Raw genomic sequence first — 14,420 nt, 5'->3', positions numbered from 1 at the left:
CCTCGGGAGCGGAGAGGAAGGGGAGGGGAAGGAAAAGGGGGCGTGTTACTTGCCGTAGGCGAGCATCAGCTTCTCCTTCAGCTCGTCCTTGCCGCTCAGCCTGGTGGAGGAGAGATAGAAGCGGCCGTCGACCCAGTCGTACGCCTTGGAGTAGAAGCCGTTCTCGACGTCGGCGGCGGACGCCGGGTTCTGGAGCAGCTTCACCGGGGTGTGACCGCTGCCGGTGAGCGGGATCGACACGACCTGGCCGCCGGTGTCGTACGACGGCTCGACATAGGCGATGAGCTGCGCGCCCTCGACCTTGATCGGCAGCATGGTCTCGTCGGCCGGTGACTTGGCGCGCCACTTCTGCTTGCCGGTGGCGAGGTCTATGGCGACGATCTCGTTGGCGCCGGTGGTGGCCTCGGTCGGGAGGTAGAGGGTCTGGGCGTCGGTGGCGACGCCCTGGCAGCCCTGGAGGTCGCGTTCGAGGATCGCCCAGCCGCACACGGGTGCGAAGGACTCGTCGACGGTCACCTCGGAACGGAAGCTGCCGTCGGGCTTGAGCGTGGAGATGTTCCACGACTTCTTGTCCTCGTTGGTGAGGTAGAGGACGACGGGATCGACGGAGTACGTACGGCCGACCGCCCAGCCCTTCGGGATCGCCCGGGTCCACTTGGCGGCCCCGGTCCTCGGGTCCAGCTCCTGCACCTCGTCGTGCTCGGTGGAGGTGGCGGCCCCGCACGCCGACACGGCGATCAGGCGGGCGCCGCCCGCGAAGGCGGCGGGGAAGCAGGCGGCGCCGTACTTCACCTTGTCGAACAGCTTGGCGCCGGTGTTCAGGTCGTACGCCGTGCCGGACTGCGAGCGCCCGACCATCAGCGTCGACTTGGTGATCGTCAGCTCGACGCTGAGCGAGCTGTCGAACAGCGCCCCGTCGGCGACCTCACCGCTCCAGCCCTTCGCACCCGTGTTCAGGTCGAGCAGCTGGAGCCTGTTGCACTTGGCGCGCTGGCTGTCGCCGTTCATATAGGCGACCACGATCTTGTCGTCGGCCGACTTCTGTGGGGTGACGGCGCAGATCTTCTGGGGGAAGGAGATCGGCCCCCAGGCCGTCTCCCCGTCGGCGACCCGGAACGCGAACAGTTCCTTGTACGCCGCCTTCACGGCGACCTTGTCGGTGATCCACATGCCGTTGGCGTCGGCGCCGGAGGCGGGCGCGTCCGGGGCGTCCTTGGACCAGAGCACCTTCGACTCGCCTGCCTGGCGCCCCTCGTTGAGGTCGCCGGGGTCGGCACCGGCGACACCGCCGCCGTTGTCGCCGTCGCTGTCGCTGTCGCTGTCGGCACCGGAGTCGGCGGGGCCGGAGGCGGGCGCGGAGAGGTCGGGACCGGCCGCCGGCTTCTTGCCGTCGTCACCCCCACTGGTTACGGCGTACACCGTGCCGCCGATGACGAGCAGCGCGGCGGCGGCCGCCCCGAGCATCAGTGCGGGGCGCCCCTTGAAGGGGGTGCGGGAACCGCCGCCGGGCGGGGGCGGTACGGGGGCGCCGGGGAACTGAGGAGGCTGCTGGCCGGGGTAGCCGTATCCGGGCGCGGAACCGTAGGCATAGGGGCCCGGTTGGCCGGGCGGGCTGCCGTACGGGCCCGGCTGGGCGTAGGGGCCGGGCTGGGGCGGATGGCCGTAACCGGACTGGGGCGGGACGGAGGGCAGGGGTGGCGGCGGGGACTGCGGGGGCGGCGGGGCGCCGTACGGCGTTCCCTGCGGTACCTCCGGTGGCGGTCCGAAGCCACCCTGGGGTGGTTGGCTGGGCGGCTGGGTCATCAGCGCGTTCCCCCTTCAGCTGATTTTTAGCCACGCCCTGAGGTACCGAAAGGTACGGAATCGCGGTCGCTCAGGGAGTTCTCAGGGGGCTCTTTCTACCACTCCGTGGCCGTCCCGCACCGGACTGTATCCACCCCTCCCCCCTCTGTTCCCAAGGGCGAACGGCCCCGTGATGCCGCCGTTATGCGCGTTCACGTGCTCTTCATGCGATGTCCGCGAGTTCTACGCGTCGTCCGCGAGTTCCAGCCACCGAAGTTCGAGTTCGTCGCGTTCGCCGGAGAGTTCGCGCAGTTCGGCATCGAGTTTGGCCACTTTCTCGAAGTCGGTGGCGTTGTCGGCGATTTGGGTGTGCAGCTTGCTCTCGCGCTCGGAGAGCTTGTCCAACTGCCGCTCGATCTTCTGGAGTTCCTTCTTCGCTGCACGGGTGTCGGCGGCGCTCTTCTCGGCGACGGCCTTGGTGGCGGGGGCGGCGGCCTGGATGGCGGCTGCCGCGACCTCCTCCATGCGCCGGCGTCGCTCCAGGTACTCGTCGATGCCGCGCGGCAGCATGCGGAGGGTGGCGTCGCCGAGGAGGGCGAAGACGCGGTCGGTGGTCCGCTCGACGAAGAACCGGTCGTGGGAGATGACGACCATGGAGCCGGGCCAGCCGTCGAGCAGATCTTCGAGCTGCGTCAGCGTCTCGATGTCGAGGTCGTTGGTGGGCTCGTCGAGGAAGAGGACGTTGGGCTCGTCCATGAGGAGCCGGAGGATCTGCAGCCGACGCCGCTCACCACCGCTCAGGTCCCCCACCGGGGTCCACTGCTTCTCCTTCCCGAACCCGAAGGTCTCGCACAGCTGTCCGGCGGTCAGCTCGCGCCCCTTGCCGAGGTCGACGCGGTCGCGGATCTGCTGGACGGCTTCCAACACCCGCAGATTCGGGTTGAGTTCGCCGACCTCCTGGGAGAGATAGGCGAGCTTGACGGTCTTCCCGACGACGACCTTCCCGGCGGCGGGCTGCGTCTCGCCCTCGCTGGTGGCGGCCTCGGCCATGGCACGGAGGAGGGAGGTCTTGCCGGCGCCGTTGACCCCGACGAGCCCGATGCGGTCGCCGGGGCCGAGCTGCCAGGTGAGGTGCTTGAGGAGCACCTTGGGCCCGGCCTGCACGGTGACGTCCTTCAGATCGAACACGGTCTTGCCGAGCCGCGACGAGGCGAACTTCATCAGCTCGCTGCTGTCGCGGGGCGGCGGTACGTCGGCGATCAGCTCGTTGGCGGCCTCGACGCGGAAGCGCGGCTTGGAGGTACGGGCGGGCGCGCCGCGCCGCAGCCAGGCCAGCTCCTTGCGGACGAGGTTCTGCCGCTTGACTTCCTCGGTGGCGGCGATGCGCTCACGCTCGGCGCGGGCGAAGACGTAGTCGGAGTAGCCACCTTCGTACTCGTACACATCGCCCTTCTGCACGTCCCACATGCGGGTGCAGACCTGGTCGAGGAACCAGCGGTCGTGGGTGACGCAGACGAGCGCGGAGCGGCGCTCGCGCAGATGCTTGGCCAGCCAGGAGATGCCTTCGACGTCGAGATGGTTGGTCGGCTCGTCGAGAACGATCAGGTCGGGCTCGTCGATGAGCAGCTTGGCGAGCGCGATCCGACGCCGCTCACCGCCGGAGAGCGGCCCGATGACGGTGTCGAGCCCCTGCGGGAACCCCGGCAGGTCGAGCCCGCCGAAGAGTCCGGTGAGTACGTCCCTGACCTTGGCGTTTCCGGCCCACTCGTGGTCCGCCATGTCCCGGATGACCTCGTGGCGGACGGTGGCGGTGGGGTCGAGGGAGTCGTGCTGGGTGAGCACACCGAGGCGCAGTCCGCCGGAGTGGGTCACGCGTCCGGTGTCGGCCTCCTCCAGCTTGGCGAGCATCCGGATGAGGGTGGTCTTACCGTCGCCGTTACGCCCCACGACCCCGATCCGGTCCCCCTCGGACACCCCGAGCGAGATCCCGTCGAGCAGGGCACGGGTCCCGTACACCTTGCTGACGTTCTCGACATTGACGAGGTTGACGGCCATTTTTCTCCTGACGCGGGGGTGGGTCGACCTTCCAGGGTAGTGGGCGGGGTGGGTGGGGTGTCGGGGGTGGGCTGTCGGGGGCCCGGAGCGCCCTCACGTGCGGTTCGGTCCGTACCACCGCGACCGGGTCGCCGAGACCGTCAACTCCGGTCACTTTGTCCATGAAGTGTGGGACTCTACGGTCGCAGGCCCTCGATGATCGCGGAGTTGCACGTACGGATGACGCAATGGCTGGCACGACGAGGCATTCACTACCTGTTCCTCCTCTTCTCCGCAGCCCTCGGTGTGGCTGTTGCCGTTGTCTCGGTGTGGGCCGACGGGACAACGGGCGCGGACAAGGAACGCTGGGCTCTCATAGCCGGCGTCTCCGCCTTCGGTGTCGTGCTGATCACCCACTTCGAGAAACGCCTGGTGGAAAAGGCCAAGAAGCGGGCAGAGGAACGCGCCATCCGGGCGGAGGCGGACATGACGATGCTGTACTCGACGACGCTTCGCCCCCTGAGCGACAAGGTCAAGGCGCTGACCGCGCTGTACGCGACCGCAGCCCCACTACCGTCCTCCGTCCCGTCTCAGACGGTCTTCGATCTCGATCAGGCGCGTAAGGACATCCTCGATCAGGTCTTGCTGGGAGCGATCGCCCTTACCGCTCCGCCGGTGGGGCCGAGTTTCATCCCACGGGCCCGGTGCAGCTTCTACCTGTACGACGCCACCACGGGCGGTTTCACACTCGCGCGCTCCCTTCCCGGGTACCGGACTCCCAGGGCGGTCATCGACCCGGTCGGCGCGGCGCACATGAAGAACGAGATTCTCGCCGGAGGCGGGAAGACGTTCCGGATCGACGGCGCCCAGGTGACGCAGTCCTATCTGGTCCCCGCCGGCACCGGATACAAGGCGGTGATCGCCGTCCCGGTCATCCACGGAACGCGGGAGATAGGCGTTCTCTCCCTCGACGCCCCCAGCTTCTCGGACTTCATCGATCCGCATGTCACGCTCATGGAGTCACTGGCCGACATTCTCGCGGCTTCCTACGCACTGAAGTAGGGGGAGGCTCTCGATGGCACAACCCAACCCTCGACGTCGTCGGCGCAGGCAGTCCCGTGAGCCTCACATGCCTGAACGCATGGAGGGCGTCAGCCCCGAGGACTGGGAGTTGCTGGTGGGGCACGAGTACGCGCGCCGCGACGCTCTTGAGGCAGCACGCCGTCACCTGGATGCCGAACTGGCTCGGCCACGCGAGAAGAACCTGTCGAACCTGAGCGTCACAGTTGTCGCGTCGTTCGCGTTCGGCGTCATCGCCGTCGCTCTGTTCACTATGGGGTTCGGATGGTGGAGCCTTCTGGCAGTGGCTCTGCTCTTGCCGGCGCTCGCTCTGGCCCTTCACTTCGCCTGGCAGTTGCTTCGTCCGGAGCCTGAGAGCCATGCCCCTGACCCTGAACCAAGTCCTGATCCCGGACCAAGGCCTGCCCCTGATCCGGGGCGTGGGTCTGGACCCAGCGGTAGCGGTGCACCTGGATGATGGCTGGCACACACCTCCGCGCGGAACCATACGAGCAGGCCGCCAGAGTGCAGGTCGTCATAGATCAACTCAGATCGAGAACCATGGCGTCGTACCGAGGAGAGTCTTCGAACGGCTGCATCTGCCCGGCCTTCCGGTAACCCCAACTCTCATAGAGCGCCCGGACTTTGGGGTGCTCGCTGTCCACCAGCAGGGACGCGCGTTGTTCGGGTCGGCGGCCCATGAGTTCGTCGTGAATACCTCGGGCGATGCCTTGTCCTCGCCAGGGCCCGCGGACCATGATCTCGCAGAGGCCGAAAGTGCCTTCCTCGCCATATGCCCGTACGGCGGGATCGACGGGGTCAAGGATCTCGTGCCACTCCCGGACACTGTCGAGGCGTCCGTAGGCGTAGCCGACGGGCTCGCCGTCGATATTCCCGGCGACGCATGCCCAACTGGAGCCTGCCGCATGGCCGGAGAGCCGCTCCTCGAAGCGTTGCACGGAATGGAACGGGTCTGCCGCGTCCCTGCTGTACACCTCGGCGTACACGTCCACGAGCATGGAACGGATCAGCTGCAGGTGTTCGCGCTGGTAGTGGCTGAGCGTGAGTACATCCAGCGTCATGCTGTCGCCTCCCGGTAGTGGTCTGCGAAGGCCGGGGACCCGTGTGGGGCAAGGGCAAGTACGTCGTTGTGGAACGTCGCCAGATGCGCACTCCAGCGTGCGCTGCGTACTTGGCGAAGGAGTCCAACGGCTTCGTGACCGCGTTCGAGGGCTCCGTCAGCCTCTCCGGCTGCGAGGAGGTTCCTGGCCAGGCTGACCTGCGCGGCGAATGCGTTCCGGCGGAACTCCTCCGCGTCCATGAGTGCCAGCGAGTCGAGGTCGGCCTCAACCGCCCCGGTAAAGTCGCCCATGTTGAAGGAGCACATTGCCCTCTGCCCTGCCAGTTCCTCCGGGTCGCAGAACGTCAGCCATCATAGATATGGGCCGCCCTCCTCGCCGGAGCGCGCCGCCGCCGGGCCCCGTGGCTGTGGCCACCCGCCGCGCTGCCCGCCTTCACCGCACACCTGGACACGAGCGCCCTCGTGCGTACTTACGTCCTCCGACCGGAAGAGCACCAACTCGCCTGTTTGGAACGGCAGTTCAAGGAAAAACTCCGGTGAGCGACGAAAAACCCACGGCAGCCGTACGGAACACCGAGGACCCCACGCTGCGCGCCTACCGCCTCTGGTTCGAGCACACCCGCAAGTGCGACGGGTGCAAGCGTGTGCACAAGGCATCGGACGGCTGCGAGGACGGACGGGAGCTGTGGGGCACGTACCGCCTCGCGCGCATCGACCGGCCCGAGAGGAAGGGGGAGCCGTCATGACCTGGAAGGTCGAGCGCACCCCCGGTCGCCCCGGCATCGCACCGACGACGACCGCCTGGCCCTCCCCTTGCGCCTGACCCGCGACAGCGGCCACCCGGCCGACACCGAACTGACCCTCACCCTGGCCGAGGCCGAACACCTCCACGCCGCCCTCTGCCACGCCCTCGACGGCCACCCGGCACCGCCGTCCGGGCCGGAGTGCCGCCAGTCCGTCCAGGTGTCGCCCAGCACCGCGCGCATCGCGGGACGCGCGTAACAAACGCCCCCTCGCCCGAACGCCCTCCACACCAAAACAGCCCTCCGCCCCAACAGAGCCCAAACAGGCCTTGTTGGGGCCCCATTCGCGCCCAGCAGCGCTACGGCGCACCCGAGCGCGTAGCACGCACGCTCAGCTGCCGGGCAAGCCGGGATGTCCTCCTCGTCGAGGTGGTTGGCGGGCTCATGGAGAACGACCGGATCCCGTTCCGGGTTCCTCGCTGATCAGCTTGGTGAGCACGATGCGATGTCGCTCGGCGCCGGAGAGCGGCCCGTCAGTACGTCCCGGGTGGATCGCCCCTCCGGCGTAGTCGGCGGCGCGGGTGGGGCGTCGGCGGATTCCCTCCCCTTCTCCCTGCCACACCAGCCGGACAGCGGCATCGTGTTGCCGCACGCGCGGGCGCGGAGCAATAATCACCGGCATGCCACCGCAGTCCTTCTCCAGCTCCTCGCCCTCCACGGCCGACGTGCTGCGAGCGCGCTACGCGGACCGGCTCCCGGACGCCATCGAGGACCTCACCGGTCCGACACACGGCCAGGTTCCGCTGCCCCTCCACATCGCCTGGTCAGGCCTGCGCAGCTACGACCTGGACCGGCGCCGACAGTGCATGAGCCTGTACCGCACCGTCCTGGCCGAAGGGCAGCGGGACGATCTGGTGGCCTTCCTCCACCACGATCTGCTGATCGAGCAGTGGCCCGTTCTGCGCACCCTCATCAGTCGGCACATCCGCGCCGTGTGGGAAGACACATTCCCCGAACTCGTGAGCCGGACCGGATCCATCCCGGCGTGAACCTCAGCGGCCTCCACCGCCGGCTCCTCGCCGATGTCATTTCCATCGGCACTCCTTATCCGCTGGTCATCACGGGCGGGTACGCCGTCCAGGCGCACGGGCTCGTCGACCGGCTGAGCCAGGACATCGACGTCGCGACGGAGAACCCGGCTCCCATGGCCACCATTGCCCAGGATCTGCAACAGGGTCTTGCACACCGAGGCTGGCAGGCCACCGTCATCAGCGTCGACCCACTCTCCGCTCGTCTGCTGGTGGCCAGCCCCGACACGGGCGCGGACTGCGAAGTGGACGTCCTCAAGGAGAACTTCTGGGCGCCGCCCGAGCTGACCGAACACGGCCCGGTACTCGCCTTCGACGACGTCATCGGGACCAAGGTCCGCGCCTTGGCCGACCGTGGTGCCGTCAGAGACCTCATCGACGTTCACGCCGCCGCCGACAGCCACACCCTTCAAGATCTCGAACGGCTCGGCGAGCGGCATGGTCGCGGGGAGTTCCGGCTCCAGGACCTCCGTGAGCGTCTCGGCGGTGCGGAGTGGCTCGATGACGACGAATTCGCCGCGTATGGCCTCACTCCGGACGCGACGGAAGAGCTCAGAATCTGGGCGCAGCAGTGGGTGAGCGACCTCGACCAGCGGCTGACGGCGGTGGCAGAGGACCACGACGACTGACAGCGGTCCGTTCTGTCCGTGTCGGGCCCTCCCCTGCCCCACTGAGTGCGTTGTGGCAAAGGGAGTCCCTGTTCGATGAGCAGGGGCTTCTTCGTGTGTGGGGCATGACGGCGACGGTGTAGGGGCAGGCAGCGGACGGCTTGTTGTGGATCGAGGAGGGTGCGATGCCGTCGGTGCTGGGGTTGATGGAAGAGCGTGAGGCGCGGGCGAGGCAGGATCTGGAGTCCTGGACGGAGGTTCTGGAGCAGGCTCAGGCGGAGGTGGATGCCGCGCGGGAGCGCGTTGAGCGGGCCCGGGTGGGGCGTGAGGAGCTTGTGTCGGTGCTGGCCGGGCAGAGCCCGGTGAATACGCCGGTTCCGGTGCCGTCTGGTGGTGAGATGGCTGCCGCCGTGGGGTCGGGCGGCTTGGGCGCGGGGTATGGCGAGAGGCCGCCGGTGTGGCGGTCGGGTATGGGTGAGGATGTGCTCGGCGGCCTGTATCGGGAGGTGTTCGCCGCGGTGGTGGCCGCTTCGGGGCCGGTGAACGGAGTGGAGCTGACGCGGGCGGTGGGCCGGGAAGCGGAGATCAAGAACGAGGTGGAGAAAATCCGGCACCGTGCCTATGTGCTGGAGAAGCGGGGCTGGCTGGTGCGGGCGCAGGACGGACGGTTCATGCCCGCGCCCGGAGCAGTCGGGCGGGGCGTTTCTCCGGCCAGCGCGGAGCGTCTGCGGCCAGGCGCCGGGACAGTCTGATCACGGCGGCCCACCACACCATCTGGGCGTGGTGGTCGGGGCGGCGTTCGTGGTCGCGGTTGAGGCGGCGTGAGCGGGCGAGCCAGCTCAGCGTTCGCTCCACGACCCACCTGCGGGCCAGTACGACAAATCCGCGTTGTCCGTCACAGCGGCGCACGACCTCGGTCCGCACTCCGTGACGGGCGAACGCCTTCGCCAGCGCCGGACCCTGGTAGGCGCTGTCGACCCACACCAGTTTCAGCAGCCGTCCCGGCTGCTGCATGAACGTCTCCAGCAGTGCGGGGGCGGCCTTGGAGTCGTGCACATCGGCCGTGGTCACGGTCACCTCCAGGAGCAGACCGTCGGTGTCGGTCAGGATGTGACGCTTGCGCCCGTCACGTGACTTGCCGCCGTCGTATCCGCGGCTGTCCTCGCCGACGGTCTCGGAGGCGTCCACCGACTGACTGTCGATGATCCCCGCGCTGGGCTCGGCGTTGCGGCCTGCGCGTTCTCTCGCCGAACGTCGCAGGCGTTCGTACAGCTCACGCACATAGCCGTAGGCCCGCCAGCGGCGGAAGAAGTCGTAGACCGCCCGCCAGCAAGGGAAATCGACCGGCAGAGCCGTCCACTTCACGCCGTTGTCGACCAGGTAGCGCACCGCGTCGAGCATTGTCCGGTGGCAGTACGCCTCCGGACGCCCGCCCCGCTTGAGGAGCCAGGCCGGCACCGGCATCGCGGCGCGGACCTCGGCCCACTCCGCATCCGTCATGTCACTCGGATAGCAGCCTGCCCGCCGTCCCGGAGTGAGCGAACCGAACCGGTGCACGTAGCAGTCACACCCAGGGGTGACCGCGGTGGACGCATACGCAGAGACAGTGCTCAACTGATCAGGCAACGGGCTTCCTTGGTCGTGCTGGTGTCGTAACCGCGTCACTACCAAGGGGCCCGTTCTCTCATGCCCGCGACCGCACCCGAACCTCCGTCCAGATGGTCACCCGCTGCCGCCCGAACAAGATCCGGTTTGCCACAACGCACTGAGACAGGTCGTCCTCTGTGACCGCCCTGGACTCCAGCAGACGCCCAACCTACGACCGCCACACTCAACCGCAGGTCAAGGTGCAGGCCGAGGTCCCGTGACCCGGCAGGCGGGTGGGCCACGGGACCTCGGGGTCCGGTCCTGCCAATCAGGTCAGGTCAGGTCAGGTCAGACCAGGTCAGGTCAGACCAGGTCACTTCAGCTTGTACGCCTTCTTCACCGTCAGCGCGAAGGTCGACACCCGGTCGGCGCCCCGGACGCGCAGGCTGACGTACCCGTTGCCGTTCTTGTCGACGGCGTCGGCGGGCAGATCGGTGAGCTCAGGGTGGCGTACCACCGCCGTCCCGCGCTCGCCGTGCAGTACCACCGGCGCCTTCTCCCAGGTCAGACCGCCGTCGAAGGAGGCCTCGACGGTCAGCTGCCGAATCCGGCCCCGGTCCTCACCCGTGCGCTGCACCGTGAACGGCACGAGCGCCCGGCGGCCGGCCTCGGCCCGCGACTGCTCGTCGACCTCCGGCTGCCAGCGGACGGAGGTGAGGGGCACCTGGGAGGTCGCCGACGTGCCCGAGGCGGCGGAACGGAACGTCCAGGACGCCTCGACCTCGGTCGCCAGGGTGTACCAGAGGTTCCGTTTGACATGGGCCTTCAGCGTGTACGTGTGCGGGCCGGACGGAAGCTGCCAGGCGTTCGCCCAGGGGGCGCGCGGGAGTTGTTCCGCGCCGTCGAAGGACTTCGGGACCGTCGTGCCGTCCGCGTCGGTGAGCGTGTAGTCGAGCGAGTCGGCCATGCTGCGGTCGCCCATGGCCCGGTGGGCGGGCTCGGAGTCGGCGAACAACGGGAGGTCGGCGGTCAGGGTGTCGCCGCTGCGGATGAGCTGACGGCCGTCGGCGGACAGGGCCGGGCCGCCGGCCGGGTAGTTCCAGTCCTCCTCGCGCCGCACCCCGCGCCGGAACACCTCGGGGTCCTTGACCAGGGCATTCGCGGTGAGTGGGCGGTCGCCTTCGTAGTTCTGGCGGTACTGGCGCAGCTCCTGGACCCAGGCGACGCCGGGGGCGGCGGTGTGGAACTCGGTGCGTGTCCCCGGGGACTTGACGTTGATCCGCCGCCCCTCGGTCTGGATGCCGTCGACGGTGGCGGTGACCAGCTTGCTCTTCAGCGGGGACTGGCCGTTGTAGTCCGTGGTCGCCTCGGAGGAGGCGTAGCGGGCGTCGGTCCGGGCGAGGTCGCGGTCCCGCACCCGGCCCGTGAGCCGCGCCGGAATCCCGCCGGTGTGGGAGTTGGCCAGGTAGTAGACGGGCCCGGTGGCGGTCGGCAGGCTGTAGTAGCTGTCCTCGTCGTAGGTGAAGCCCGCCGCCAGGTCCTCACGGTAGTACGTGGTGTACGTCGATCCCTTGGCCTTCGTCTTCGACGGCACCGTCCAGTAGGCGGGCGCGCGGTGCCCGTACTGCACGGAGATGTCCGTGCTCAGCGGAGAGGTGCCGTCGATGCCGCGCTTCTGCTGCTGCTTGAGGCCGGACTCCTGGTAGACGCGCTGGGCGTCCGGGTTGTCGACGGTGTTGCCGAGCCTGGTCGCCGCGGTGCCGCCGAGGGTCAGACTGGTGTCCCCGGTGACCTCGACGTACGGCTCACCGGCCAGGACGTTGTCCGAGTCGTACCAGTACGACGTCGGCTCGTGGCGGCTGATGATCGCCGAGATGCCGTACTTCCCGGCCGGGACACGGACCGTGAGGGTCGCGTCGTCGGTGACCCTGATGGGTGACTCGAAGGGTTCCAGGGTGCGGTCGAGCGGCAGCACGCTGAGGAGGGAGACGCTGTTGGCGCCCTCGCCCTTCTGGTCGAGGAGGTGGACGGTCAGCTCGTGGCTCTCGGGTTCGAGGGTGAGGCCGACGGGGAGGCGTACCTCCACGTCCTGGGCCGTCACGTTCTGGGCCGTCACGTTCTGGGCCGTCACGTTCTGGGCCGTGGCGACGATCTGCGCGGACAGGGTGCCGCTCTGCGTGGTGCCGTCGTCGTGGAGGACGACCTCCGCCGATGCCTCGCCGTGGGCGGGGACGGTGAGGCGGTCGGTCGACAGCCCGAGGAGCCCGGTGGAGAGCTTGCCGCGGGTCACCTTCGTCTCAAGGGCCAGGTCCAGGGTGACCGGGGCGTCGGAGGTGTTGCGGAAGGTCGCCTTCCGGGTGATCGGGTCGGTGCTGCGGGGCCAGGAGAGCCGGCCGAAGTCGACGGTGTTGGCGGTCGGGACGACCTGCTGGCCGACGGCGCGCTCGACGTCGATCAGACCGGCGCCCTGGTCGTAGACCGACTCGTCGGCGCTGGGGCGGGCGCTGGAGACGAGCGCCGCGCCGACCTGCTGGGGCGTCCAGTCCGGGTGCGCCTGCATCACGAGGGCGGCGGCTCCGGTGACCGCGGGCGCCGCCATCGACGTACCCGAGAGGCGGGTGTAGTTGTCGTCGACCGGGCCGTCGGGGCCCTCACGTTCGGCGTCGCCGATCTGCGTGCCCTTGGCGCGGGCGGCGGTGACGGCGACGCCGGGGGCCTTGATGTTGGGCTTGACGCCGAGGTCGCCGTAGAGGGGGCCGCGGCTGGAGAAGGAGGCGATGGCGTCGTCGCCCTGGGCCGCGCCGACGGCGAGGGCGCCGTCCGCGGCGGCGGGCGGGGTGACGGTGTAGGAGCCGGGTCCGCTGTTGCCCGCGGAGACGACGGGCAGTACGCCCTGGTCCAGCAGAGCGTCCGTGGCCAGCGACCAGGGGTCGGTGCCGTCGGTGACCGCGCTGGATCCGAGGCTCATGTTGACGATGTCGGCGCCCTCGTCAGCCGCCCACTCCATGCCGTCGATGATGGAGGAGAGCTGGCCGAGGGAGCCGCTCAGCACGCGCCCGCTGATGAGGTCGGCACCGGGTGCCACCCCCTCGTACTTCCCCCCGGAGGCCGCGCCGCTGCCCGCCACGATGCCGGCGACATGCGTGCCGTGCCCGTCGTGGTCGTCCGCGTCGGTCTCCCAGGGGATGAAGTTGGCGGACTTCGAGACGCGGTCCTTGAGGTCGGGGTGCGAGGCGAGGACGCCGGTGTCGAGGACGGCGACCTTGACGCCGTTGCCGTCGAGGCCGCGGGACTTGGGGCCCTTGGCGTTGATCTGCCCGAGGAGGTCGCTGACGGCGATGTCGCCGTCGGGGGTGGTTTCGGGCTCCTCGGTCGCCGCGGTCGCCTCGACGGGCCGGTCGAGCCAGATGTTCTTGACGGAGGTGCGGAGCCCGGCGCGGTCGGTGGTGAGGGACTTCCACAGGTCGGTGGTGTCCTTCGCCTGCACGGTGACGGCGGTGGAGTCGATGGACTCCAGGGACACGGCGTCCTCCTTGTCCACCTCGGCGCGGGCGGCGGAGGGCAACTGGCTGCCGCTGTGGCGGATGATCAGCGGCAGCGACCCCGCACGGGTGCGCTCCAACTCGGCGATGTCGAAGAGCAGTCCGTCGACCTCGCCGGAGGCCACCAGGGGAGCCACGTCGGTCGGGATCACTCTGAGGTCGCCGTCGTTCGTTCTGGTCCGCAGGAAGCCGACGCCTTCACGGCCGCGGGCCGGGGCGACATCGATGGCTGGCGTGCCGTCGGGCGAGTCGGCCGGTCCGACGGTGACCACATCGCCGGTGACGAGGGTGAGTTGCCTGCTCTGGGAGGCGGGGGCGTCGGCCGCGGGGGTGACCGCGGAGACGTCGGCCGCGGAGGTGGCCGCGGGGGTGTCGGCCACCGGGTCGGCGGCGGTGGATATACCGCTCTGGGTGGCGGCGAGCACGACGGCCGCGAGGGCGCCGCCCGTCCATGTCATGGCGCGAGGTCTGGACATACGAGATCTGGGCACGCGAGATCTGGGCACGCGAGATCTGGGCACGCGAACTCCGCTTGGTGTGAGGGGTGATGGAAGCGAGCCCCAAAGGTAACTCACAACTTAGGGTTACCTAACTAAAATAGGCCACGGCGCGGAGAGTGGATCGGGGCACGCACCTCGCGAGGTGCACCGCCCGCCGGGCACCGTCGGCACCCCGCAACACCGCACCCCCAACAGGCCCCAGAACAACCCAAGTTGCGGGCGCATCCCGGGCGCATCCCCACATCACACCGCCCCCTACCCGGACGTAGGGATTCCCCTAATTGACGTGATCTCTTCAATTCCGCCACGGTGTGCGCACGGAGACGCCACCCCCCTCACCCCCCACACGTCCCCGTACCACTCGTGCACCTCGAACAAGAGGGGAACCACCCCGTG

Annotated in this window: 12 protein-coding genes; 6 read left to right on the top strand and 6 right to left on the bottom strand. The window is 69.1% G+C overall.

The window, feature by feature from the left end:
• Positions 1-45: 45 nt before the first annotated feature.
• On the bottom strand, positions 46-1,803 hold the full coding sequence (locus LUX31_RS27570) for an outer membrane protein assembly factor BamB family protein (protein ID WP_235478010.1): 1,758 nt from the start codon (positions 1,801-1,803) through the stop codon (positions 46-48).
• Positions 1,804-2,025: 222 nt separating this feature from the next.
• A complete protein-coding gene (locus LUX31_RS27565; protein WP_235478009.1) occupies positions 2,026-3,837 on the bottom strand; it encodes an ABC-F family ATP-binding cassette domain-containing protein in 1,812 nt (603 codons plus the stop codon).
• Between the two features lie 168 nt (positions 3,838-4,005).
• Here LUX31_RS27565 and LUX31_RS27560 point away from each other — a divergent pair, with 168 nt between their 5' ends.
• Positions 4,006-4,878 (top strand): GAF domain-containing protein, encoded by an 873-nt coding sequence (locus LUX31_RS27560; RefSeq protein WP_235478008.1) that lies wholly within the window; start codon positions 4,006-4,008, stop codon positions 4,876-4,878.
• Between the two features lie 539 nt (positions 4,879-5,417).
• On the opposite strand, the gene LUX31_RS27555 is transcribed toward LUX31_RS27560, so the two are convergent.
• Together LUX31_RS27555 and LUX31_RS27550 are read right to left on the bottom strand one after the other, a co-directional pair.
• Positions 5,418-5,957 (bottom strand): GNAT family N-acetyltransferase, encoded by a 540-nt coding sequence (locus tag LUX31_RS27555; RefSeq protein WP_235478007.1) that lies wholly within the window; start codon positions 5,955-5,957, stop codon positions 5,418-5,420.
• Complete coding sequence (locus LUX31_RS27550) at positions 5,954-6,247, bottom strand: hypothetical protein (protein WP_235478006.1); 294 nt, start codon at positions 6,245-6,247, stop codon at positions 5,954-5,956. Before LUX31_RS27550 ends, LUX31_RS27555 begins: the two co-directional genes overlap by 4 nt.
• Before the next feature lie 245 nt (positions 6,248-6,492).
• Between LUX31_RS27550 and LUX31_RS27545 the strand changes: the two genes are divergently transcribed.
• The 5 genes from LUX31_RS27545 to LUX31_RS27525 all read left to right on the top strand — a co-directional run bounded on the left by LUX31_RS27545 (position 6,493) and on the right by LUX31_RS27525 (position 9,147).
• Positions 6,493-6,702 carry a hypothetical protein gene (locus tag LUX31_RS27545; RefSeq protein WP_235478005.1) on the top strand — a complete coding sequence of 70 codons (210 nt, stop codon included), beginning with the start codon at positions 6,493-6,495 and terminating at the stop codon, positions 6,700-6,702.
• 67 nt (positions 6,703-6,769) lie between these two features.
• Positions 6,770-6,958 carry a hypothetical protein gene (locus LUX31_RS27540; RefSeq protein ID WP_235478004.1) on the top strand — a complete coding sequence of 63 codons (189 nt, stop codon included), beginning with the start codon at positions 6,770-6,772 and terminating at the stop codon, positions 6,956-6,958.
• 421 nt (positions 6,959-7,379) lie between these two features.
• Complete coding sequence (locus LUX31_RS27535) at positions 7,380-7,748, top strand: hypothetical protein (protein WP_235478003.1); 369 nt, start codon at positions 7,380-7,382, stop codon at positions 7,746-7,748.
• Positions 7,745-8,416, top strand: a complete 672-nt coding sequence (locus LUX31_RS27530) for a nucleotidyl transferase AbiEii/AbiGii toxin family protein (RefSeq protein WP_235478002.1) — start codon at positions 7,745-7,747, stop codon at positions 8,414-8,416. Before LUX31_RS27535 ends, LUX31_RS27530 begins: the two co-directional genes overlap by 4 nt.
• A gap of 164 nt (positions 8,417-8,580) precedes the next feature.
• Positions 8,581-9,147 (top strand): hypothetical protein, encoded by a 567-nt coding sequence (locus LUX31_RS27525; protein ID WP_235475859.1) that lies wholly within the window; start codon positions 8,581-8,583, stop codon positions 9,145-9,147.
• Here LUX31_RS27525 and LUX31_RS27520 read toward each other — a convergent pair.
• The gene (locus LUX31_RS27520) at positions 9,065-9,895 is read right to left on the bottom strand and encodes an IS5 family transposase (RefSeq protein WP_235475860.1); all 831 of its coding nucleotides are present in this window, start codon (positions 9,893-9,895) and stop codon (positions 9,065-9,067) included. The two genes, LUX31_RS27525 and LUX31_RS27520, sit on opposite strands and share 83 nt — an antisense overlap.
• A gap of 460 nt (positions 9,896-10,355) precedes the next feature.
• Complete coding sequence (locus LUX31_RS27515; protein ID WP_235478001.1) at positions 10,356-13,982, bottom strand: S8 family peptidase; 3,627 nt, start codon at positions 13,980-13,982, stop codon at positions 10,356-10,358.
• Positions 13,983-14,420 lie beyond the last annotated feature (438 nt).

The sequence above is a fragment of the Streptomyces sp. GQFP genome, assembly GCF_021545335.1.
Taxonomy (GTDB): Bacteria; Actinomycetota; Actinomycetes; order Streptomycetales; family Streptomycetaceae; genus Streptomyces.
Note: the sequence above shows the minus strand (reverse complement) of the source record. Positions and strands in the feature narration are given on the sequence as shown.

What these genes read in the sequence shown, in the direction of transcription:
- LUX31_RS27515 (WP_235478001.1), bottom strand. Translation starts at nt 13,982, where the DNA reads ATGACATGGACGGGCGGCGCCCTCGCGGCCGTCGTGCTCGCCGCCACC.
- LUX31_RS27570 (WP_235478010.1), bottom strand. Translation starts at nt 1,803, where the DNA reads ATGACCCAGCCGCCCAGCCAACCACCCCAGGGTGGCTTCGGACCGCCA.
- LUX31_RS27550 (WP_235478006.1), bottom strand. Translation starts at nt 6,247, where the DNA reads ATGGGCGACTTTACCGGGGCGGTTGAGGCCGACCTCGACTCGCTGGCA.
- LUX31_RS27535 (WP_235478003.1), top strand. Translation starts at nt 7,380, where the DNA reads ATGCCACCGCAGTCCTTCTCCAGCTCCTCGCCCTCCACGGCCGACGTG.
- LUX31_RS27520 (WP_235475860.1), bottom strand. Translation starts at nt 9,895, where the DNA reads ATGACGGATGCGGAGTGGGCCGAGGTCCGCGCCGCGATGCCGGTGCCG.
- LUX31_RS27525 (WP_235475859.1), top strand. Translation starts at nt 8,581, where the DNA reads ATGCCGTCGGTGCTGGGGTTGATGGAAGAGCGTGAGGCGCGGGCGAGG.
- LUX31_RS27555 (WP_235478007.1), bottom strand. Translation starts at nt 5,957, where the DNA reads ATGACGCTGGATGTACTCACGCTCAGCCACTACCAGCGCGAACACCTG.
- LUX31_RS27565 (WP_235478009.1), bottom strand. Translation starts at nt 3,837, where the DNA reads ATGGCCGTCAACCTCGTCAATGTCGAGAACGTCAGCAAGGTGTACGGG.